The organism is Mycobacterium asiaticum, assembly GCF_001673315.1.
Lineage (GTDB): Bacteria > Actinomycetota > Actinomycetes > Mycobacteriales > Mycobacteriaceae > Mycobacterium > Mycobacterium asiaticum_B.
This window is the reverse complement of the sequence record NZ_LZLQ01000018.1, coordinates 15,027-36,878: the sequence shown is the minus strand read 5'-3', so window position 1 is coordinate 36,878 and position 21,852 is coordinate 15,027. Positions and strand designations below refer to the sequence as shown.

Below are 21,852 nucleotides of genomic sequence, written 5' to 3'. Positions count from 1 at the left end.
TTTCGATGTGCGCCGTCACCGAAGCGCAACCGCGCATATCCCTTAGTTTCGTCGTTTCCGGTACGTACGTACACGTTCCCGTTTAGGCTTCCTGCATGCTCAACACGGCTGAAACAGCCGCGTCCGAGGCCACAAAAGCTCATCGGCCGTCGCTCCGACAATCGATTGCCATCGTCCTTGTCGCGTTCGTCTGTCCGGTAGCAGTCGGCCTCTTGGCGAACGGATTCGTGTACGACGACCCGTTCATCTTGATGCGTTACGCCGCCAACCTCGCTGACGGACTCGGCTGGACCTTCAATCCCGGATCAATTACTGACAACGCTGTTACATCACCCCTTTATGTTCTCTTAATTTCGTTGGCGAAACTGGTCGGTGTCGCGCCCCCGCTTTCTGCACTCTGGCTCTACGTGGCCGCCTGGGGTGCTGGCGGCGTCACCCTCGCCCACGTCCTCTTCGCTGACGGGCGACGCCGCGCCGGATGGCTGGCCTGCGCGCTGTACTCGGCGGACCCACTAATGGTTCACGTCAGAGGCATGGAGACATCCCTCTACCTGCTTCTGATCATTAGCTCAGTTTGGGCGCTGCAACGCCAGCACTGGGTCTTGCTCGGTTGCTTGCTAGGAATGCTTGGGATTTGCCGATCCGATGGAGCTCTCCTTGCCGCAGCGGCGATCATATGGTTGCTTATCCGGCGACAACTCCGGCCTGCATTTCGCGTATTCGCGCCGTTCGCCGCCATCCTGGGCGTGTGGACAGCGGTGGTGTGGAGCGTCACCGGAAGCCCGTTCCCCAGCACACTCGCCGCGAAACTCGCACAGCGGGACGCCCACGGTGGTTTCATAAGCCAACTGGGCTTCTTGGAAAAATTGAACGCTGAAGGCATAACCGGGTGGGAAGTGCAGAACTTCAACGGTCTAACGGTACTCGGCGCTTTCATGGTCGCCGCAGCAGCTGTTGGCGCCCTTATTTCCTTCCGCCGCCGTGAAGCCGCACTCCTCGCATTTACCGTCGTAGCGGCCATAGTCGCAATTGAATATGGTCTCGTCTTCCGACTGTTCCCAAGTTACGTCTGGCACTACGCGCCGTGGACGTTGTGGGTGATCGCCGGCCTGTCAGTTGCGCTTGACGAATTGATCCAAAGAGGCCACACGACAGTGGCATTAGTCGCTACTGTGACTGTCTTGGCCGGGTTCGGTGCCGCTATCGCACTGCGCCCTACCGATGTTGACAAATCACGAAATCAACATCGCGCGGTCGGAGAGTGGATAGATCGCCACAGTACCGAATCTCATCCAACGGCGGCCATGGTGGAAATCGGCGAGGCAGGGTTCTACAGCCGCGCTGATATCGTGGACTATTGGGGCCTTCTTGACAAGCGCGCCGACGATTCAATAAGGCGTAACGACTTCACCTGGTGGTTGTCTCAAAAACCGGACTACTTCGTCACGGACTCGACGCCAATTGACCTGCCTACGATGGCGCTGCCCGAGTTTCAGCGCGAATACCGGTACGCCGCGACGTTGGGGCCGTTGACGATCTACCGTCGGATCAGCTAACGGGCGTTGAGGGCAACTGCTGCATCCGCCGGGAGGTAGATCGCGCCAAGACATCTGGCGGGAGCGGCTGTTGTAGAGGGAGGACCTATGCTGCCCAATATCAACCGGTCCAGCGACTCTTTGCCAATGTCGAAGCTTCGCGGCCGCTGGGACGACGCCTCAGGTGATGACTTCCGGTCCTTCTACGATCACAGTCGCAGCGCCGGGTGCCAGTTCTCCGCGGAGACGCGCCGTGTAGATGAGTTCGTCGAGCAGTCGCGGCGGTATGACGACGCCGCACTCGACGTGGCAAAGCAGCAGCGCGAATTCGGATCGAGATAGCAAGACTCGCTCGCTGCCAGAAGTCGCACCTACCGAACCTTCGCCTAGAAAGGGCAAAAGCCTCCGCTTACTGTCACCAATCACCAACCTCGTCTTCGACGTCTCATTTCCTGACTCGGAGCGGCAGGCTGAGATTCTTCGGGATTCGGAGATTAGGGCGATTCTGCCATGCGGCATTCGGCGCGCGGATGCCGATAATCGCATGTGGCTGAAGGGGGGCTTGCCGGACATACCCGTGCGGCGGTCCACTTCGTACTCGCCATAGGTCCGGTGTTGCTAGCATTGGAGTGAGCTTGTTCTTCGCTATGGCGGGCCGGTGGCTCTTGTCGGGTGAAGCGGCTGGATGATGCTATGTTGAAAACGATCAGAATACTGCGCGACGAGTCGCAGCGCAGCGCTCTCGCGAACGCGGCACGTCACCGCTTGGGCGGCGATGCGCTGTCATTCTTGTGCGAGACTCACCAGGAACTTCCGCCGCAACCCGCTGCCGCGCGTCGCACGCTTATTCTTTTCGCGCATTACGACCCTCAGGGCGTCATCGATCCCTACGTTGCTTATTATCTGAACGAGCTGAACCGGTTGGGCGCAACGATCATATTCGTTTCCGGCTCCCCGACGCTCATTCCGGAATCTGTGGCACCGATCAAATCGGTCTGTGCGGGCATCTACACCCGCCACACGCTGTCGCTGGATTTCGGCTCTTGGCATCTCGCTTGGTGCATCCTCCGGCAACACGGATGGTCACTGGATCAGTTCGACCGCCTCGTCCTTGCCAACGACAGCGTTTACGGCCCGCTTTATCCGATCGAGGAGATGTGGAATACGTTTCGCGATGCCGACATGTACGGCGCCATCGAGAGCGAAGAACAAGGCCTACACCTGCAGTCATTTTTTCTGGTGTGGGACCTGAACCCGCGAACCCGTCGCTTCCTCAACCGCTTCTGGAATCGTTTCCACTATATCGTCGACAAGAACACACTCGTCCAGAAGTACGAAATCGGCCTATCGCGGCGCGCACGGAAGGCGGGGTTGAGGATCAAACCCTTTCTTTCTGCAGCGACGATAAAAGCGGCCTATGAGCAGTCGTCGGCACATCAATGGGCCGACAAGTTCGACGGGGAGCCGTTCAATAACACCCTCTATTTCTGGGACGGGCTGATCGAACACTTGAGATTTCCATTCTTAAAGACGGTCTTGCCGCGGCGCAATTCCCCATGGCACGACTCGATGGCCGAACTTCAGAACTTCCTGGAGCAACACACCGCGTATCCGTATGCGCTCATTCAATCAAATTTGGACAGGCTCGGTTGCGGCGCAGCTTCGTGGGGCGTCGAGTCACCGGCTGGCTCAACCGCGGCGACCGCTGACGTGGCTGGGCAGACTCCGTAACTCCGCGCGTCACGGTCCTACTGCCATTTCGTAGAAACGCAGGCGGGCAGACGCAGAGTGGTTCCCGATCGACGTGTGCCTACCCACCCCAATTGTTCGCGCGCGAATCTCCAAGTTGGTGCCCCGCGCTGACTCAGGGTTATTGACCAGAAATGGCTCAGCGGCATTGTCGCTGACGAGGCGGTAACCCACCCCATCAATTGCAACCGTAAAAGCAGTGAGAGGGGCAGCCGCTCCTTGGAAGAGGCGATCAAATAAGTTGGCGTTCAAGTCTATGCCGACGAGCACTGCGTTTCCCGGCCCTGTGGGCGCAGGCACCGTGACGGTATCGTTGTCACGTGCAAGAACCTCCGACAGCCGAGTGAGCGGCCCGCAGTGGGGACGGGTGCGCTCGAAGAGAGCCCAATGGTTCTCAATGCCTTTCAACGCGTAATCGCACAGCAGCGCGCGTGAGTACAGCGGGGATTCCTGAGTGCCGAGCCTGCCATCGATCCCCGTGGCAGGCTTACTTGCGGACACGTGCGACAGGACATATTGCGGCCCGTCCTTCAGTGTCGCTTCGTTGAGCTTGTCCAGGACCGGCGTGTACGCCGAGTACGTCTGAAATACCGGTGCCGGGTGCCAGGCAAAGTTGTACGACCACACCACCGACGCCTCGCTGGGATCAACGTGAACCGTTCTCTTACCGATGGTCTCGACGAAGCGAGCCGGGATGGCGTAATTGGTACGTTGCCGTTCTTTCGATTGCTCGATGCTGTCATCCATCGCACCGGGCGCCCCAAGCGTGACCAGGCGGTCGACCGCATGCACAGGAGCCAGCACCGCCGCCAGCACCCGGTCGCCGACGCCCGGCCCGATGAGACTCAAAAACAGCAAGGTAACCGCGGTTCCGATTACCGCCACATGACGGGTCGAAATGTGAGGTGTTATGGCCAAAACCACCACAACCAGGGCCAAGAAGATGAAGACATGGCCGGCATCGAATCGTCCCAGCGCGGTCTTGGCGACCATTAGGCTCACCAGAGCGGTGAAGAATACGAAGCGGCGCGGAACATCTATGCCCCGCTGCACCAACACGAAACAGACCGCCGCGAGCCAGGTAAGTGTCAGCGCAACGGTGGGAATCGCAACAGCGCCAAGCACAACGGACATTCCGTCGACATAACCCGACGCCACATCGCCGCTGAGCCGCAACCATGTGGGCAGGAGTTCGAGTTGCTGGCCGGCGAGCAACCATGACAACACAGTGGACGCAGCGAAGGCAGCCAAAATCGCGAAGTGTCGCAGGAACGTTCGCCATCCGAGCAATACCGAAACGGTCAGTGCGATCACCAGAATGGTGGGTCCGCTGTTGATCTTCACCAGCAGCTGAAATCCAGCTACCGCCCCCAGTGTGACGCAGGTGACGAAGACAGTCGACCGCGCTGGTTCGCTCTGCAGCAGCAGCACGCTCGCCCACGCGAACGCTGCAAGGACGGCCAAGTCGGGGTAGAGGGAGGCGATCAAAAAATTCGCGATGCCCGTGGTCACGAATGCGACGATGAGTGACGTCATTGGGTTGAACCGTTGACGCAACGCGGCAGCGATCCCAAGAAACAATGCCATCAACACGATCAATTGGTAGACGGTGGCGGCAACTGACTGGCCAGAGTAATAGTTGACGGGATTGTGTAGGTATCCCAGCGGTCCAGCCGTGAAGACAATCTCGGGGCCCCACGCGAGGTTCTGGGCCCTTGCCAGCGCGAGCGCGCTCTCCCAAGACGGATCCAGGCCTACGGCGGCGTCGGCGGACGGGACCGCGAAGAACAGCAGGGCGGCGATGAATGCTGTAAGGGTTAGCTGCCAGGGGGCGGATCCCCACGTTGTTGTCGAGACCCATGATTTCAAGCGATCGGACCCCGCCATCCCCATGCCCTACAAGCTAGCAAACGTGAATAGATGCTTTTGGCGACTCTCTCGTCATCGGCGACCGTGCGCCGAGTCGGTGAATACACTAGCAATTTGCCAGGCATTCGTGTTCGGCTGCTGCCGCGATGCGGACGTCAGACCATACTTCCTTTCACTTGTCTAGTCTCGTGTAACTGCGGAACATGGCTTTTGCATACCACGAGCTTGATATCTGGCAGATCACTATTGGGATCAAATCCTTTCGTTTTACGACGAGATCAAATCGCAGAAGTTAAATCTTTCAAGAAGTCTTTGATGATCGGATCCGGGTTGCCCCACCACAGATTGCGCGAGCACGTATAGAACTCACGATCAGGGCTCCAATCCTGTTTGCTGACGTGGTGGTACCAATCCATCGAGCGAGCGGCTGAATCCGAACCGTTGCTTCGCTGAATGCGATGTGCGGCTCGATCCGAATACGAACCTTGGAGTTCTTGCGCGGTACGGATTACCTATGGTTAGCCGCTGATACTGTTTGCCGCCAGAATTGTGTATTTGGAATACTTGGCACTCTGCCTGCGGATCCCCAATTGCGTGCGCGCACGGCGAGTAGGCCGCGGCCGACTGGGCAAGGCAGTTAGGCCCGCGTCTCGTTGCCGTGAGCGGGCGGAGCGGGTGGCTTACATCGTCGGCCGACGATCGCGATACGCTCTCGTGGGGTCGACGAGTTGCTCATCACGCGCCAAACGCGACGTGCCTGGCCAAAGTGCTGATCGCGCTAACCATCGCCACGCCGTTCGCGGCGCAGACCGACCCGGGTACCGCTGGGCGTCATGGTCGCGAGTAGATTGCCGCTAAGCCTTCATGCCGTTGCGTCGACGGAGGCTCGTGGTGGCCGTTGAGCTTGCGAATGCCTGGTGTGACGTATCGGGCTCTTTGGCCAAACGTCACTCCACACCGGTGGCCCGACAACGACGCATGGTCGCCGGGCTTCGGTGACTCTATTGAAAGACGCTGACCGGCACCGTCCGTTGTCCGTCCGCCCGATGGATTACCGCGATCGAGTCGTAAAACGACACTTTTTCCACCAGCGTCGTCGCCAACGGCACCTTCAACTCGCGCAGTCGATGCTCACCTCCGGCCCGGTAGAACACCTCAGCTCGCGCTAGCTGATAATGCGCGTGCATCGCGTCAATCAACCATTTTGTGAAGTCAGGGAACGACATGCGGTCATCCCGGTACGGACGCCAGTAATTCGCCGAGATGTCCTCAACTACGTACACCCCATTGGAGGCCAAACCGTTCGGGAACAGGAACCGGAACGACTGCACGATGTGTGAATTCATGTGACTGCCGTCGTCTAGGATCACATCGAACGGCCCGAACTCGTCGACCACTCGCTGAAGAAACTCGGTGTCGGTCTGGCTGCCAACGCGGACATGGATCTGCCGGGACGGGTCATCGAATTTTGCGGTGTCCGGTTCGATGTCGACACCAACAATCACAGACTCAGAATGCAAGAAGCGCCGCCACATCTGCAGGGAGCCACCGCGCGCAACGCCGATCTCAAGCATTCGCACCGGCCGATCCCGGGGCAGCGCCGACTCGTACACCGGGAGGTAATGCAGCCACTTGTGGACATTCGGCGTCTCGGCGAAGATGGCACCGAGCTCGCCGTCCGGGGCTGGTGCATCCGAGGCAGCCCAAGTCACTACTCGCCCCAACTCCGGGCCAAGCTCTCGCAGCATGCGCCGACGACCGCGGTATTTGGAGTTGATCTTGACGAACGGGGGCTGCTTTGAGACGGCTACGCCGGCAGCAAAAAGTCTCTGCTGGACCCGCTGATTCAACTTTGAGGGCATGGTCGGCTACCTTACTGGGACCTTTAGGCGGCGGGTAGGTAGGCGCCGTATACCCCGATCAGCGGGTCACCCGCCAGATGCGCCCCGTGCTGGCGGTCCGCCCGCGCATACAGCTGTGAATCGCGGACCGAGCGGACCATTGCCCAATCGTCACGGCCGGCCGATGAGCCCCCCGATGGCACGGCGCACCGTGGCCGCCAAAGCCGCCAGGAGCGATGTGTAGCGAAAGATGGAGCGCGCCACGAGCAGTAGTAGACCAAAAGCGACACCTTCCAACCGTCTAAATGACGCGGCCGGGCAGTACGCTCGAATTGCCGCGTGCCACTGAGAAAATTTGGCGTCCTCGTGGGTGAACAGCCTGGGTTGCTTTCGAGGCGGCGGGAGCGGGCGTCGAGCGCATCGAGACCACCGTCGCGGTAGGGCGCAATAGCCGGTAAATGTGTTGCCGAGAGAGCCGGTGAGCGCGGGCGGCCTCGGTTCCTGACAGGTGGCTACTGATGACTTCAACGATGACACTCGGGCTTTGGGCATGAATCATGAGTCACCTTGACGCGACGCGTCAACTGTTGCCCTCGTGGCGCACATGACGCGACTCATCTCACCCATGCAAGTAACCACACACAAGTGGCCTCGCGGGTGCGGCGGCGGCCGGGTGTACAGTCGCCCCGTGGCCGTGCTGATTACGGTTCCGGTATTCGGACAACATGAATACACGCACGCTCTGGTAACAGATCTGGAGCGTGAGGGCGCCGACTACCTCATCATCGATAATCGCGGCGACTACCCCAAGGTCGGCAACGAACGGGTCATGACGCCGGGTCAAAACCTGGGCTGGGGCGGGGGCAGCGAACTCGGTTTCCGGGTTGCCTTCTCCGAGGGTTACTCCCACGCAATGACGTTGAACAACGACACGCGTATCTCCAAGGGGTTTGTCACCGGATTGCTCGATCCCAGGCTCCCGAAGGACGCGGGGATTGTCGGCCCGATGATCGACCACGGATTTTTGTGTGCGGAAGTGGAAAAGCCTGTCGACGCAGCCGACTACGTGCCACGACCGTTCTATCGGTCGGTACCCGCTGTCGAGGGCGTCGCCTTGATGCTGTCCCGCGCGTGCTGGCTGGAGATCGGCGGGATGGACTTGCGTACGTTTGGACGCTACGGCTGGGGTATCGACCTTGATCTGGTGCTGCGTGCCCGCGATGCCAAATTCGGTTGCTACACCACGGAAATGTCCTACATCAACCACTTCGGGCGCGTCACCGCGAAAGACACCTTCGGCCGCAAGCGCTACGAATTCCTGGCCGAACAGGTGATGAATCATGGGATGCGTAAAACGCACGGGCGGGGCTGGCAAAAGCGATTTCCGCCGGGCACCCTGCCGAAGCCGGGCTGGAGAAAGACCGGCGTCGCGTATCAGACCTTCCCGCTGGAGCCGTAAAAACGTTGATCAACAACGACACTGACTGCGCACCGACGGTCTCGGTCTGTGTGCCGATGTACAACAATGGTGCCACCATCGCCCGGTGCCTACGCAGCATCTTGGATCAAGACGGCGTCGACTTCGAAATCGTCGTGGTCGACGACGATTCCACCGACGACTGCGCCGCTGTCGCGGCAGGGATGCTGCGACAGCAGGATCGACTGGTGCGCAATAAACCTCGGCTCGGCCTCAACGGAAATCACAACAGGTGTCTGGAGGTCGCGCGCGGCGAACTCGTTCAATTCGTGCACGGTGACGACTGGCTGCTGCCGGGCGCGCTACGGACGCTGGCTTCGTGTTTCGACGATGCCGGCGTGGGGATGGCTTTCGCGCCGCGGAAAGTGGAGACCGACGACCAGGACTTTGTGCGGCAATACGGCGTCCTGCATACGCACTTCAAGGACCTCCAAACGCATAATGGCGGATCGACGCTGGTCAGACAGATGGCGGCGCGAGGTGGGCTGCACAACTGGATAGGCGAACCAACCTGTGTGATGTTCCGGCGTCGACTCGCGTTGGCAGCGGGCGCTTTTCGCGACGACGTGTATCAGCTCGTCGACCTGGACCTCTGGTACCGACTGATGTCGCGCTCCGCGGTCGGCTTTGTGCCGCAGGAGTTGTCCGTGCGCACCCACACTGCGTCGACAGAATCTGCTCGCAACCTCGCCATGCGGCGGTATTGGCTGGACCAGCTGCGTATTCTCACCTGGCTGGCGGTGGACCCGGCCTCCTCGGCGACGGTGCGGACCCTGGCGTATCTGTGGTGGCTACCCGCGTGGCTTTCGCTGTTGCAGGCCGTGGTCTGGGGCCCGCAGCGCTGGGTGTGCCTGAAGACCTTCTGCCAGGCGCCGTTTCGGGAATTCGCCCGGGCTCGCCGTTTCCGGGCCTCCCTCACCGCAACTACGTGATCTCGGCTGTCAGCTGGAATTCGGCGAAGGTACTGGAAACCAGTTCGCGCAATTCCGCTGCGGTATTGGCCCGACCGGGGCGGTAGGCAATCACCGTAATGAACACCTTTCCCAAGACCCGACCGGACGCGACGAACAGCTGCCCGCCAATGTTTTCTAATGTCCTCAAGGGAATGCCGGGCTCAATCAACCGCCCATAGGCATAGTCCGCGTCGGTGCCGTCCGGGCGGGCGGCCGCTGGATCCAGCGGCCCGAGGTTGGAACACCCGATCGGTAGGGCAGCGGAGCCCAGGCCCGCCCCGACCAGTCGCCTGGCCAGCCACGGCGGTGTCAGGGCGGCCAGCGGAATGGTGCCCAACAATTCGTTGGAGTTGGCCGCAAGCTCGGTTAAGGCTGATTTCAGCTTGCTTCGGATCTCGGCGAGGTCCGACGCCGCATGCGTCGGGTCGACGGTAATAGAGGCGAAGGTCAGGGCGTTTCCCCGGGTATCGCCCTTCTGGCGTTCACCCACCGGAAACGCCAAAGTGAGCGATCCGTCGTCAAGCCGGCGGTCCATTCGCACACCAAGCCGCGCGGCAAATCCCGCGAACAGCGAATTGCTGGTACCACCAAGCCGTTTCGCGCCCGCATCCCACTGCGCTTCGTCGACGAACGCGACCAGGGTGGGCACCACCACCGGTTCGCTGCGTCCGGCACGTGGACGTGGCGGGGCGGCCGCGATCGAGGAAGCGAGTTCTTGGCGGTCCTGGCGAGCCAGACGCACCATGGTCGCCACCGCCTTCGCCAGTTCCGGTATCGATGCGAGCGTCAGGCGGGCGTCCTCGAGGACGGCGCTGCGCCGCGTTCGGGATGCGGGCGGGGGATAGCCCAGATCATGCGTCCGGCCTTTGGCAGCATCCGCGATGACCTGGCACAACGCGAGTCCGTCCACCAGCGTGTGCGAGGCCACCAGTGTCACCGCGGCGCCGTAGTCCGCTACTGGTAACACTCCCAGGTGCCATCCGGGACCGACCTCCGGATCGATCGGCAAACACGCCCGCTCATAGGCCCAATCGTTCACCTCGGCTCGCGACCGAGCGGCGTCGGCGACGTCGATGTTCGCGGGCCCACTCGACACCACCCACCGATCGCGCGCGAAAGGCAACGGAGAACGCTCAATTCGACGGCCCAGCAAACCGTGGCCCAGATTCCGGTGAAAACGTCGCAGTCCGTCGAAATCGACCTGACGGTTGTACAACCAGACCACCTGCGCCAGCGTTCCGTAACCGAGCGCTCGCACCCCCAGGAACGAGACTTGGTCCATGTGCGCGAGTCGGTTGTCCACGGTAATGCGATTATCCACGGCGCAATCACGGCGGGTGTGATCCACCAGGCTGGTCCCGCGTTTTGCAGAGATGAATCCCCAGCAAAGGTACTCTGTTGTCCGTGGTTGAATCCTCACTTCCCAATGTCGTGCGCGAGCGTGCAAGTCTGCAGCCCAACGACATTGCGCTCACATACATCGACTTCGACCAGTCGTGGGACGGCGTTGAAATATCTCTCACCTGGTCACAGCTGTATCGGCGGATGCTCAACCTTGCCGCGTTGATCAGGGAGAATGCCACCACGGGGGACCGAGCGTTAATTCTGGCTCCGCAGAGCCTCGATTACATCGTGAGTTTTCTCGCTTCCCTGCATGCCGGCGTGATCGCGGTGCCGCTTTCAGTTCCGATGGGGGGGGCGCACGACGAACGCACCGCGTCGGTATTGGCCGACACCTCGCCCGCTGTCGTTTTCACTTCCTCGGGAATCGTCGACACCGTCGCCGAGTACGTGCGGGAGCAGCCCGGCGACGTCAAGACGCAAATCATCGAACTCGACCGGCTCGAGTTGGACGGTCGGCCGGGCGCGGCGTCGCGCGCTAAATACGACCAGCCGGACACGATCTACCTGCAGTACACGTCCGGCTCCACGCGCACACCGGCCGGCGTCATGGTTTCGAACAAGAACCTGATGGCCAACTTCGAACAGATCATGACGGCCTATTACGGCGTCTACGGCAAGCTCGCGCCGCCGGGATCAACGGTGGTGTCCTGGCTGCCGTTCTATCACGACATGGGTTTCATCCTGGGATTGATCATGCCGATCCTCACCGGGATGCCGGCCAAGCTGACCAGCCCCATTGGGTTCCTGCAGCGGCCGGCCCGGTGGATGCAGATGCTCGCGACGAACACCCTCGGATTCACCGCCGCGCCAAACTTTGCGTTCGACCTCGCGTCGCGCAAAACCAAGGACGAAGACCTCGAAGGTATGGATCTGAGTGGCATTCACGCGATCCTCAACGGCAGCGAGCGGGTTCAGCCGGTCACAGTGAAGAGGTTCATCGACCGGTTTGCCCCGTTCGGGCTCGATCCGAAGGTGATCCGTCCGTCCTATGGGATGGCCGAGACCACCGTGTATGTCGCGACCCGGCAAGCCGGCGAAGCACCCAAGATTGTCCATTTCGATTCGGCGAAACTTCCGGACGGTCACGCCGTCGTGTCCGAAAGCGAAAGCAGCACACCGCTTGTCAGCTATGGTGTGGTCGACACGCAGGAAGTGCGCATCGTCGATCCGGACACGAGCATCGAGTGCCGGGAAGGGACTGTCGGCGAGATCTGGGTGCACGGCGGCAATGTCGCCTCGGGCTATTGGAACAATCCCGAAACCACCGCGTATACCTTCGGCGCATCAATCGTCAACCCCACCCCCGGCACACCGGAAGGGCCGTGGCTGCGGACCGGGGACTCGGGGTTCTATTCCGACGGCGAGTTGTTCATCGTGGGCCGCATCAAGGACTTGCTGATCGTCTACGGACGCAACCACTCTCCGGACGACATCGAGGCGACCATCCAGACGATCAGCCCCGGCCGCTGTGTGGCGATCGCGGTTCCGCAGGACGGGGTGGAAAAGCTCGTCGCCGTCATCGAACTCAAACAGAAGGAAGAGTCGCCAGAGGAGGCGAACGAGCGGTACGGCGTCGTGAAACGTGAAGTGACGTCGGCCATTTCAAAGGGCCACGGGCTGAGCGCATCCGATCTTGTTCTGGTGCCACAGGGTTCGATTCCGATCACCACCAGCGGTAAACCGAGGCGCGCCCAGTGCGTCGAGATCTACCGGCAGAACGGCTTTTCCCGTCTGGACGCTTAGCGGGCGGACAAGCCCGTCAGCCGTGCCCGTCAGCCGTGCAATGCGCGGTCGGCCAGCGCCGCCATTGCCGGCGCCAACAGCCGGGAATACTCCAGCGTCAGGTGACCGGCGTCGACGTAGACCAGGGTGTTGCCGACGATCACCGGGCAGCGGTTCTTGGTGCAGAACAATTGCTCGAGTTCAATGTATTGTCCGCCACCGGCTTTGACCGCTGCGGCCTCGGCCGCGATGCCCGGCCGGTCGAACGCTGTTGACATGGGTGGCGAGCAGGCCGTCGCGTCATCGAGATGTTCTGACAGGCACCCGGGTACCGCGGTGTTCAGATGCGGAAGCGGCCCGAGCACCAGAACTTTCGCGCCAATCCCGCGCAACTGTTGCGTGAGGCGGGTCAGGCTGTCGACCCATGCCGGATCGTACGACGAGAAACCCGATAGGAAGCCGTTGCTGTGGGTGGCGGTGTACCCGCGGAACACACTCAACACGACCAACTTTGGATGCTCGGCACGCAACCGGTCCATGACCTGTCCGCGCCACTGTTCGCAGTGCTGCAGGTATTCAACGATCGGGGCCACAAAGCGGTTGGCGATGGGTAGGTCGAGCATCGGGCAGGCTGCCTTTGCCATCGTTTCGATCCGCCAGGGCCGCTGCTTGCCGACCTGCTCGAAGGCCGGAATCCACATCGAGGCGTGCGAGTCGCCGATCACGGCGACCGTCGTCTTGGAACTCTTGTCGCCCATCGCACACTCAGGCTGGCCGGCCTGGACAGGTAGGCGCAGACAACCGTCGAACATCATTTTGCCGAGTTCGCCTGCCGCACCGGCAAGTGACGGATTCAAGTTGGACGGCACGGCTTTCAGGTCGGCAGATTCCGCGACCGCGGCTTGCACCTGTGCGAACACGTTCTGTACCGCTACGTCGTAGGCCGCCGCGTCGTCCCCGGTGGGCACGGGCGGCGCTTTGATTGTGAGCGCCGGCATCGCCGCGCCACGCGCCACCGCGACCGGCATCGGTAACGAAGACACCCACATCAGCAGCGCCACGCCCACACACGCGGCCAGTGCGGTGGCAAAACCACCAACGGCCAGACTCTTTCCCGGTGATTTGTGCAGCGGGCCGGCGTAGCGCAGTGGGTTCTCGATGAAACGCAGCGTGAGCCATCCCAGCCCGCCCGAGACGACGACGGCCGCGATGAAATTGCCGAGCAGTCCCAGCGGGTGTCCAACCAGGATCGGCGCGAAGACCAGGACCGGCCAGTGCCACAGGTACCAGGAGTACGACAGCCGTCCGATCGCCCTCATCGGCGACCATCCCAGCAGGCGCCCAGCGCCCTGCGATGGTGTCGAGCAGCCCGCGCCGAGCAACAACGCTGTGCCCAGCACGGGCAATAGCGCGGCCGTCCCCGGATAGGGAATGTCGGGAGTGAAGGCGGTACAGGCCCACAGCACCATGGCCGTCCCCACCCACCCAACGGCTACCGCGGCTCTTGCGGGGAGCCGGCTCCAGTACTCGGCCGTCAGAGCCACCAGTGCGCCGAGAGCCAACTGCCAGGCCCTAGTGAAAAGCGAGAAATACGCCGCAAGCGGCATTACGTATGTGACTAGTAACGACACCACGAACGACGACACCGCGACGAACGTCACCAGCACCAGGTACGGGGTTTTCGACGGAGGTGTTCCTGGCTTCTTGCGCCGACGCAACCGCCGGATCAGCCAGGCCAAGCCGACGATCATCGGCGGCCACAGCAGATAGAACTGTTCCTCCACGCCTAGCGTCCAGTAATGCTGGAAGGGCGAGGGCGCGCCGCCGGAGAAGTAGTCGACCTGCTGGACGATGAACCAGAAGTTCGGAACATACAACGCACAGGCGATCGCGTCCTTCAGCGCGCTTTGGGCCTGAACGACCGGTAGCAAGACGGCCGCGGCGATGGCGGTGACAACGCCGATCGTGGCCGATACCGGCAGTAGTCGGCGCGAACGCGCCCCATAGAACTTGCGCAGCCCGACGGTCCCGGTGGTGCTGACCTGCCGCCAGAGCTGCCCGGTGATGACGAAGCCCGAGATCTCGAAAAAGATGTCGGGGCCCACAAAGCCACCACTGACACCCGGCATGGAAATGTGCCAGCCGACGATCGCCAGCAGTGTGAACCCGCGCAAGCCCTCGATGTCGTTGCGGAACCCGCTCTGCGGCGTGCGCTTCGCCTGCGCGTCGGGGGCGGGAAGAACGGCGGTTTCAGTGGGACTGCCACTGGTTTCAGCGGGACTGCCATTGGTTTCGGTGGGGCTGCCGCTGGTTTGAGTGGTGCTGACGCCGTCGGACTCGCTCGATTTGATGCTGTCGGACTGGCGCATGGTCACTCACTATAGATAAGAGAAGTTGGCTACAGGCACATACGGGATATTCGATTTTTAATGCCTGGCGCTTTCTCGCCCACCGTTGGGCGTTCGGCCGGTAGGCGCGATCGCAGACTCAATTACGTTGAGGCACAGTAATATTCGGCGGCTGGCGGGCATAGTCGAAAGGTGGGCGAAGTCAGGTGATCACCGGAGTGTCCGGCTTCGGCTTCACCGACTCGGTCTTGCGTTCGCTGCTGTTGTTTGAATCGCGTTCCAGCAATTCGTAACCGAGTCCAAACAACGGTAATGAGTGAGTGAGCAGGTGGTCGACCGGTTCCTTGCCGCTGCCTCTGCCTTTGGCCTTGGCTTTGCGCTTGGATTTGGCCGCACACTTCGGCAGGTCATAGGCCGGCATGGCGGTGAGGCCGAACAGCGGCAGCGAGTGACCCGGTAGCAAATCGATAGGGCTGACAGGAGGTTTCGCTGGGGCGGTGCGGACTGCCTTGGGTGCGATGGGCAACGGGACCGGCGCTCCGGGCGCCTTGCCGGTGACGAAGTGCTTCGCCCGATTCAGCCAAAGCTGTGCTTGCGCGGATCGTTTGCGCTGCTTGCCCTTTCCGGCCGTCTGTCCCACCTTCGACGGCCACCAGTTCTTCTGGCCGAGCAGCGCCGCCACGGCGGGCACCGTGATGGTGCGCACCAGGAATGTGTCGATCAGGATGCCGATACCGATGGTGAAACCGGCCTGGGCCATGGTCGTGATGCTGGCGCCGATCAGACCGAACATCGAAGCGGCGAAGATCAGACCCGCGGAGGTGATCACCCCGCCGGTGGACCCGACGGTGCGGATGACACCGACGCGCACACCGTGCGGTGACTCGTCCCGGATCCGAGATATGAGCAACATGTTGTAGTCGGCGCCGACGGCGACCAACAGGATGAACGACAATCCCGGCAAGCTCCAGTGAATGCCTTGTCCCAGAATCCAGTTGAAGACGATGACGGCGAGTCCCAGCGCCGACAAGAACGAGATCAGCACCGAGGCGATGAGGTACAGGGGAGCGATAATTGCCCGCAGCAAGATGACCAGGATGAAGAAGACAATGATGATGGTTGCGATGACGATGAATTGGATGTCGTCGTTGTAGAAGTCACGGGTATCGCGAAGCGCGCTCGGGACACCGATGATTTCTACCTGGGCGTCGGCAAGTTCGCTGTTCGGCTGCGCCGACTTGGCTGCCGAGAGAATCTTGTTGACTTGGTCCATGCCCTCTTTGCTGGAGGCGCCGAGCGCGCTTTGGACGAAATATCGCGCCGCGTGACCGTCCGGTGAGAGGAAGAATTCCGCGCCCTTCTTGAACTCGTCGCGCGTCATGATCTGCGGGGGAATGTTGAAGCCAGCCATACTGGGCCGCTCGGCATCGCGCTTCATCCCGAGCAGGAAGTCGGAGGCCTCGTTGAGGCCGCCGCCCATTTTCTTGACCTGATCCACCAGTGCCTGCACGCCGTCGGCCACGGCGCCACTGCCGTCGGCGAGTGCACCCGCTCCTTGTTGCAGTTGCGACAAGGTGTTTGGCAGGCCCTGCACCATCCGCAAGGTCGACACGATCTGCTTGAGCTGGTCGTGCAGCTTGCCGACGGTCTGCGCCAGCGTCTGGTACTGGTCCGTCTGCTGCAAGGTAACGGCAAATGCTCGGATTGACCGCAGCAGTCCGTCGTTGCCGGAGTCGACGACCGCGGCAAGCTGCGAACGCGAACGCACGCAGGCCGGGTCGGCATCGCAACTCGGGCTGGAATTCAGCGCCGTCACCATCGGAGCGGCCCACACGGCTGTGGTCTCGGCATCGGTCACGGTTCCGGAAAGATTGTTGCCGAGCGCTCGCATGCGTCCCACGTACTGGGAGGCGGTGTCGAGCTGCTGAATGGTCTTGTCGCCGCCCATCAGTTGCAACATGTTCTCCAACATGGCGACCATGCCGGCGGAGCTGGCTACGGCCTCGTTGACTTGAGAACGTATCTCGCCCAGGGCATCGGCCAGCTGCCGTGAGCCACCCACCAGATGGTCCAGATCGCCTTGGTGACCGGAAATCGCGGTCGAGGCCTCGTCCAGCTTGCTGCCGACCTCGCCGGCCTGGAACGACACCTTGGTTTCCTTCAGCGGTTCGCCGTTGGGCCGGGTCAGGCCACGAACCATCACGATATCGGGCAGGTCGGTGATCCGCCGCGACATCATCTCCAGGTCGCCTAGGGCGGCCGGGGTGCGCAGGTCCCGCGGCGAGTGGACGTACAGGAACATCGGTGTCATCGAATTCATCGGGAAGTGCTTATTCAGCGCGTTGAGTCCTCGCACACTGTCCATATCCTGGGGCATGGTCTTGAGGTCGTCGTAGTTGAACTGGATCAGCATTGCGCTGCTGGCCAGGATCGCGAGCACGAGCAGACTGCCAACCAGGTGAATCTTGGGGCGTCGCACGATGCGGGTTCCCGAGATCCGCCAGAACCGGGTGGTCAGCTCGCGCCGGGGTTTGATCCAGCCACGCCGTCCAGTGAGCACCATGATCGCCGGCAGAAATGTCGTCGCGGTCAGCAATGTGACCACGATTGACACGGTGATTGCCGGGCCCACCGCCGAGAACACTTCGAGTTTCGTGAAGACCATCGCCAGGAAGGTGACGGCCACGGTGGCAGCCGATGCGGCGATGACTTTGCCGATCGACATCATGGCCTTCTTGACCGCACGGTCTGAGGTTTCGCCATGCCGCACGTAGTCGTGATATCGGCTGATCAGGAACACGGCATAGTCGGTGCCCGCCCCGATCATGACCGCGCTCATGAACACGATGCATTGCATGTTGACCGTCAAGCCCAGTTCAGCCAACACGGACAGGACGCCCTGTGCGCCGCCGATCGAGACACCAATGGTGGCCAGCGGCAGCAACATGGTGACCAGGTTGCGGTAGACCATGATCAGGATCACCAGCACGCTGATGATCGTGGCGGTCTCGATGATCTTCACATCGTCTTCGCCGAGCTTTTGCACGTCGGCGGCGGTGGCTACCGGGCCACTGAGGTTCGCCGTAAGGGTGGTTCCCGCAACCGTTTTGCTAACGATGGACCGAATGTTTACCAGCGCCGCCTGACTCTCGGCCGATGCCTCCGGTCCGGGCAGGTTGATGGGTAGGTTCCAGGCCTTCTTGTCTTTGCTTTCCAGCAACTGGCGCAATTCAGGCGTGCCCATGAAGTCCTGCACCGACATCTTGTCCTGCGTGTCCTGGCGCAGGTTGTCGATCAACTTGCGGTAGGTCTCTTCGTCGGCGGGCGTGAGTCCGTTCTCATCGGTCAAGATGACCAGCAGCATGGAGCCGGCCGGTTTGTCGTCCGGGGCCTTGGGCTTGGCCTGCTCCGCGGGTGCCTCGCCGTCCTTCGGCTGGGCGGGGGCCTTGAAGGCCGCATCCATCGCTCGTTGCGCGATCATCGTGGGCGCGTTGTCCGGCAGCGGTTTGGTTTCGTGCTTGGCCGCCTGAACCTGCAGCGGGGGGAAAGTCAATGCCAGGAAGGCGACGACGGCGATCCAGCCAGCGATGGCCAGCCACGGCCACTTGACGACGAAGTCGCCGACGCGGTCGAAGACGCCCCCCACTTTTGCTTCGTCATGCGATCTCGCCTGCCCACCCACCCCAATAACGTACAAGGAAGAGTGCCCGCGGGGAGGGGGAATGGAAAATTCCGCGTTAACCGTGCTGGCGGCGCAATTTCGCCCGGCCAGCGTGGGGGCATGGATTGAAACAGCAGGTCAACTGATGCTTTTTAGGTTCGGCCAAGAAGTTGCCGGCTCAGAAGGAGCGCGCGATCCGCGTCCGCGGCCGGTAACTCGGTATAGGAAAAGTTGCACGCATGTGCTGATCTTGCCGACATCGAGGTTGGCCTTTTCGGCACGCCGCGCGCCCGAGTCGTGCAACACTCTTCCCCGTGGCTCTGAGATACCGCCTGCAATCGAACCCGTTAGTCGGAAAAATCACCACCAAGTACCTGCTGCCGCTGGGCACCCGCCAGGTCGGCGACGACGTGGTGTTTTTCAACTTCGGCTACGAAGAAGACCCGCCGATGGGGCTGCCGTTGGACCCGGCCGACGAGCCGAATCGCTACTGCATCCAGCTCTACCACCAGACAGCCAGTCAGGTGGACCTCACCGGCAAGAAGGTGCTGGAAGTGAGCTGCGGTGCCGGCGGCGGCGCTTCCTACATCACACGCAACCTGGGCCCGGCGTCGTACACGGGTCTCGACCTGAACCCCGCCAGCATTGAGAAATGCCGGGAGCGGCACCAGCTGCCGGGACTGGATTTCGTCCAGGGCGACGCCCAGAAGCTGCCTTTCCCCGACGAATCCTTCGATGCGGTGGTCAACGTCGAGGCGTCGCATCAGTATCCCGACTTCCCCGGGTTTCTGGCCGAAGTGACCCGCGTGCTCAAACCGGGCGGACATTTCCTGTACACCGACTCGCGACGCAATCCCGTTGTCGCCGAATGGGAATCGGCGCTGGCCGACATCCCCCTGCGCAAGATCGCCCAGCGCGATATCCAAGACGAGGCCAAGCGCGGGCTGGACGGAAACACCCGGCGTACGCAGGAGATGATCAGCCGTCGCGCACCGGCGTTTCTGACCGGCCTCACCCGCTATGCCGTCAACGCGATGGATAGAGACCTCAAGCGCGGTGGCGGGTTCACCTACCGCATCTACCTTTTCGCCAAGGACTGACGCAAAGCCCACACAGCTGATGAGATTTGTGGTGGCCACCTACGGCACCCGCGGTGACATCGAACCGTGTGTGGCTGTCGGGCTGGAGCTGCTACGCAGGGGACATGAGGTCCTGCTTGCCGTGCCGCCCAACCTGATTGGTTTCGTCGAATCGGCCGGTCTGAGCGCCGTCGCCTACGGGACGCGTGACTCTCAGCTGCAACTCGACGAACAGTTCGTGCACAACGGATGGAGAATCCAGAACCCGCTGAAGTTGGCGCGCGAAGCGATGGCACCAGTCACCGAGGGCTGGCTGGAACTCAGCACCATGCTGACCCCGGTGGCCCAGGGAGCCGACCTGCTCTTGACCGGCCAGATCTACCAGGAGGTCGTGGCCAACGTCGCCGAACACTACGACATGCCGCTGGCCGCGCTGCACTTCTACCCGATGCGCGCCAATGGGCAGCTGGCTTTCCCGGCCCGGCTTCCCGGTCCGGTAATTCGATCGACGATTCACACCACCGACTACCTGTACTGGCGGATGACGAAGGGTGTCGAGGACCAACAGCGCCGTGAGCTCGGTTTGCAGAAGGCGTCCAGCCCGTCCCCGACCCGCATGGCCGAGCGCGGCGCGCTGGAGATCCAGGCCTACGACGAGCTGTGCTTTCCCGGTCTGGCCGCGGAATGGCGGGGTCGGCGTCCGTTCGTCGGTGCGCTGACGATGGGTCTGCCATCAGAGGCTGACGACGAAGTCCTGTCGTGGATCGCCGCGGGTAAGCCGCCGATCTATTTCGGCTTCGGCAGCATGCCCGTTGGTTCCCTGGCGAAACTGGTGGACATGATCGCAGCGGCGTGTGCCGAGCTGGGTGAGCGAGCGCTGATCTGCTCCGGCCCTGGCGACGCCACGCAGGTACCGCACTTCGACCATGTGAAGGTGGTACGCGCGGTGAGCCACGCAGCCATCTTCCCGGCCTGCCGGGCGGTAGTCCACCATGGTGGCGCCGGGACCACGGCCGCGGGTTTGCGCGCGGGCGTGCCCACCCTGATTCTTTGGATCACCTCTGACCAGCCCTTCTGGGCTGCGCAGATCAAGCAGTTGCAAGTCGGGCGCGGTCGCCGGTTTTCGAGTGCCACCACGCAGACGCTGGTCTCTGACCTGCGGGCGGTCCTGGCACCCGATTACGCCACGCGGGCCCGCGAGCTGGCATCCCGGATGTCCAAACCCGCCGACAGTGTGGTTGCGACCGCGGATCTGCTAGAGGACCGGGCAGCGCGTTCCAGCTGACGATCTCGAGCTGGGAAGCTCCAGGATTTTCAGATACCGCGGGATTTTCAGATACCGCGGGATTTTCAGATACCGCCCATGCCGCTGAACACCAGCATGACACCGGTGCTGGCTGCCATGACCGGGAACAGCTTGCGCCCCACCGTACGCATGAAGTTCTGCAGGCGGGCGATCCAGTCCTGTGTTCTTGCCGGTGACAACACGTAGCTGACCAGCACGATCTCCAGCGCTGCCATCACCACGAACACGAACATGATCGAGGCGCCGAACTGGGCGCCGAGGCCTTCGTGGGAAGCCAGGATGGCGGTCAGGGCCGCCTGGTGCTCGACCGGCGGCAACGCCGTCATGATGCCGGCGACAAACGAGACCTTCGGGGACCCCGATGCCAGCAAGTGCCAGAGGTTGGCCGAGAACCGTGCAATGGGGGGCGGGGTCAGCCGCTGCAGCACCGCGCGGAACTGCTCCTTTGGGGACGGGCGGGATTGCAATGCGACAGCCGACGGCGTGACCGCGTCCATCGGCACACCCACCGCCTGCCGCCGCAACATCTGGGCTGCGATCCGCGCCGCGAAGAGGAGCGCGACGATACCGAGCGCGATGCGCACATATCCGCCGGTGAGGTCCGACACCGTGGCTGTGAAACTGTGCATGATCGGCGCCGCGAGGTCACGCAGGAAGAAGATCACCGCGATGCTGGTGACGATGCCGGCACCTGCGCCACCAAGCCAGTAGGCAACCATGTTCTGAAGCGGCCGTTCGCGGGTAACCAGGAAGGTAGCGATGAGCATCCGCACCGGATCGTTCGTCGCCATCCAAAGTGCAAGCACCAGAACCGTCGCCCACATGCGGAGGACGCTACCGTGCTAGGGCGAATGTCGTTGCGAAACGCGGAAATTGCCGCGATATTTTTCGCATGGGTAAGCGTTTTC

Annotated in this window: 13 protein-coding genes and 1 pseudogene; 8 read left to right on the top strand and 6 right to left on the bottom strand. The window is 61.9% G+C overall.

What is annotated here, in order from left to right:
• Positions 1 to 95 precede the first annotated feature (95 nt).
• The 3 genes from A5636_RS25200 to A5636_RS02995 all read left to right on the top strand — a co-directional run bounded on the left by A5636_RS25200 (position 96) and on the right by A5636_RS02995 (position 3,266).
• The gene (locus tag A5636_RS25200) at positions 96 to 1,556 is read left to right on the top strand and encodes a hypothetical protein (protein ID WP_081287569.1); all 1,461 of its coding nucleotides are present in this window, start codon (positions 96 to 98) and stop codon (positions 1,554 to 1,556) included.
• An 87-nt stretch (positions 1,557 to 1,643) separates the two neighbouring features.
• On the top strand, positions 1,644 to 1,877 hold the full coding sequence (locus A5636_RS03000; RefSeq protein ID WP_065157226.1) for a hypothetical protein: 234 nt from the start codon (positions 1,644 to 1,646) through the stop codon (positions 1,875 to 1,877).
• A gap of 330 nt (positions 1,878 to 2,207) precedes the next feature.
• A complete protein-coding gene (locus A5636_RS02995; RefSeq protein WP_065157225.1) occupies positions 2,208 to 3,266 on the top strand; it encodes a rhamnan synthesis F family protein in 1,059 nt (352 codons plus the stop codon).
• Between the two features lie 9 nt (positions 3,267 to 3,275).
• Here A5636_RS02995 and A5636_RS02990 read toward each other — a convergent pair whose 3' ends face one another.
• Together A5636_RS02990 and A5636_RS02985 are read right to left on the bottom strand one after the other, a co-directional pair.
• Complete coding sequence (locus A5636_RS02990; RefSeq protein ID WP_065157224.1) at positions 3,276 to 5,177, bottom strand: hypothetical protein; 1,902 nt, start codon at positions 5,175 to 5,177, stop codon at positions 3,276 to 3,278.
• 977 nt (positions 5,178 to 6,154) lie between these two features.
• Positions 6,155 to 7,015, bottom strand: a complete 861-nt coding sequence (locus A5636_RS02985; protein WP_253900473.1) for a class I SAM-dependent methyltransferase — start codon at positions 7,013 to 7,015, stop codon at positions 6,155 to 6,157.
• A 652-nt stretch (positions 7,016 to 7,667) separates the two neighbouring features.
• Here A5636_RS02985 and A5636_RS02980 point away from each other — a divergent pair.
• Both A5636_RS02980 and A5636_RS02975 read left to right on the top strand, forming a co-directional pair.
• Positions 7,668 to 8,453: a hypothetical protein gene (locus tag A5636_RS02980; protein WP_065157222.1), complete on the top strand. Its 786-nt coding sequence runs from the start codon at positions 7,668 to 7,670 to the stop codon at positions 8,451 to 8,453.
• Between the two features lie 5 nt (positions 8,454 to 8,458).
• Positions 8,459 to 9,403 (top strand): glycosyltransferase family 2 protein, encoded by a 945-nt coding sequence (locus A5636_RS02975; RefSeq protein ID WP_065157221.1) that lies wholly within the window; start codon positions 8,459 to 8,461, stop codon positions 9,401 to 9,403.
• Here A5636_RS02975 and A5636_RS02970 read toward each other — a convergent pair.
• Positions 9,396 to 10,745: a hypothetical protein gene (locus A5636_RS02970; RefSeq protein WP_253900472.1), complete on the bottom strand. Its 1,350-nt coding sequence runs from the start codon at positions 10,743 to 10,745 to the stop codon at positions 9,396 to 9,398. The genes A5636_RS02975 and A5636_RS02970 overlap by 8 nt on opposite strands.
• A 77-nt stretch (positions 10,746 to 10,822) precedes the next feature.
• Between A5636_RS02970 and A5636_RS02965 the strand changes: the two genes are divergently transcribed.
• Positions 10,823 to 12,571 carry an AMP-binding protein gene (locus A5636_RS02965; protein ID WP_155763540.1) on the top strand — a complete coding sequence of 583 codons (1,749 nt, stop codon included), beginning with the start codon at positions 10,823 to 10,825 and terminating at the stop codon, positions 12,569 to 12,571.
• 29 nt (positions 12,572 to 12,600) lie between these two features.
• Here the strand turns inward: A5636_RS02965 and A5636_RS02960 are convergent, their stop codons facing one another.
• Complete coding sequence (locus A5636_RS02960; protein ID WP_081287567.1) at positions 12,601 to 14,919, bottom strand: acyltransferase family protein; 2,319 nt, start codon at positions 14,917 to 14,919, stop codon at positions 12,601 to 12,603.
• A 181-nt stretch (positions 14,920 to 15,100) separates the two neighbouring features.
• Positions 15,101 to 18,586: an RND family transporter gene (locus tag A5636_RS02955; protein ID WP_437339791.1), complete on the bottom strand. Its 3,486-nt coding sequence runs from the start codon at positions 18,584 to 18,586 to the stop codon at positions 15,101 to 15,103.
• A 118-nt stretch (positions 18,587 to 18,704) separates the two neighbouring features.
• Here A5636_RS02955 and A5636_RS02950 point away from each other — a divergent pair.
• Both A5636_RS02950 and A5636_RS02945 read left to right on the top strand, forming a co-directional pair.
• Positions 18,705 to 19,659, top strand: a pseudogene (locus A5636_RS02950) (phthiotriol/phenolphthiotriol dimycocerosates methyltransferase).
• A 19-nt stretch (positions 19,660 to 19,678) separates the two neighbouring features.
• Positions 19,679 to 20,923: a glycosyltransferase gene (locus A5636_RS02945; protein ID WP_065157217.1), complete on the top strand. Its 1,245-nt coding sequence runs from the start codon at positions 19,679 to 19,681 to the stop codon at positions 20,921 to 20,923.
• A gap of 65 nt (positions 20,924 to 20,988) precedes the next feature.
• Here the strand turns inward: A5636_RS02945 and A5636_RS02940 are convergent, their stop codons facing one another.
• Complete coding sequence (locus tag A5636_RS02940; RefSeq protein WP_065157216.1) at positions 20,989 to 21,768, bottom strand: GAP family protein; 780 nt, start codon at positions 21,766 to 21,768, stop codon at positions 20,989 to 20,991.
• Positions 21,769 to 21,852: the final 84 nt, after the last annotated feature.

What these genes read in the sequence shown, in the direction of transcription:
- A5636_RS25200 (WP_081287569.1), top strand. Translation starts at nt 96, where the DNA reads ATGCTCAACACGGCTGAAACAGCCGCGTCCGAGGCCACAAAAGCTCAT.
- A5636_RS03000 (WP_065157226.1), top strand. Translation starts at nt 1,644, where the DNA reads ATGCTGCCCAATATCAACCGGTCCAGCGACTCTTTGCCAATGTCGAAG.
- A5636_RS02990 (WP_065157224.1), bottom strand. Translation starts at nt 5,177, where the DNA reads ATGGGGATGGCGGGGTCCGATCGCTTGAAATCATGGGTCTCGACAACA.
- A5636_RS02985 (WP_253900473.1), bottom strand. Translation starts at nt 7,015, where the DNA reads ATGCCCTCAAAGTTGAATCAGCGGGTCCAGCAGAGACTTTTTGCTGCC.
- A5636_RS02960 (WP_081287567.1), bottom strand. Translation starts at nt 14,919, where the DNA reads ATGCGCCAGTCCGACAGCATCAAATCGAGCGAGTCCGACGGCGTCAGC.
- A5636_RS02945 (WP_065157217.1), top strand. Translation starts at nt 19,679, where the DNA reads ATGAGATTTGTGGTGGCCACCTACGGCACCCGCGGTGACATCGAACCG.
- A5636_RS02940 (WP_065157216.1), bottom strand. Translation starts at nt 21,768, where the DNA reads ATGTGGGCGACGGTTCTGGTGCTTGCACTTTGGATGGCGACGAACGAT.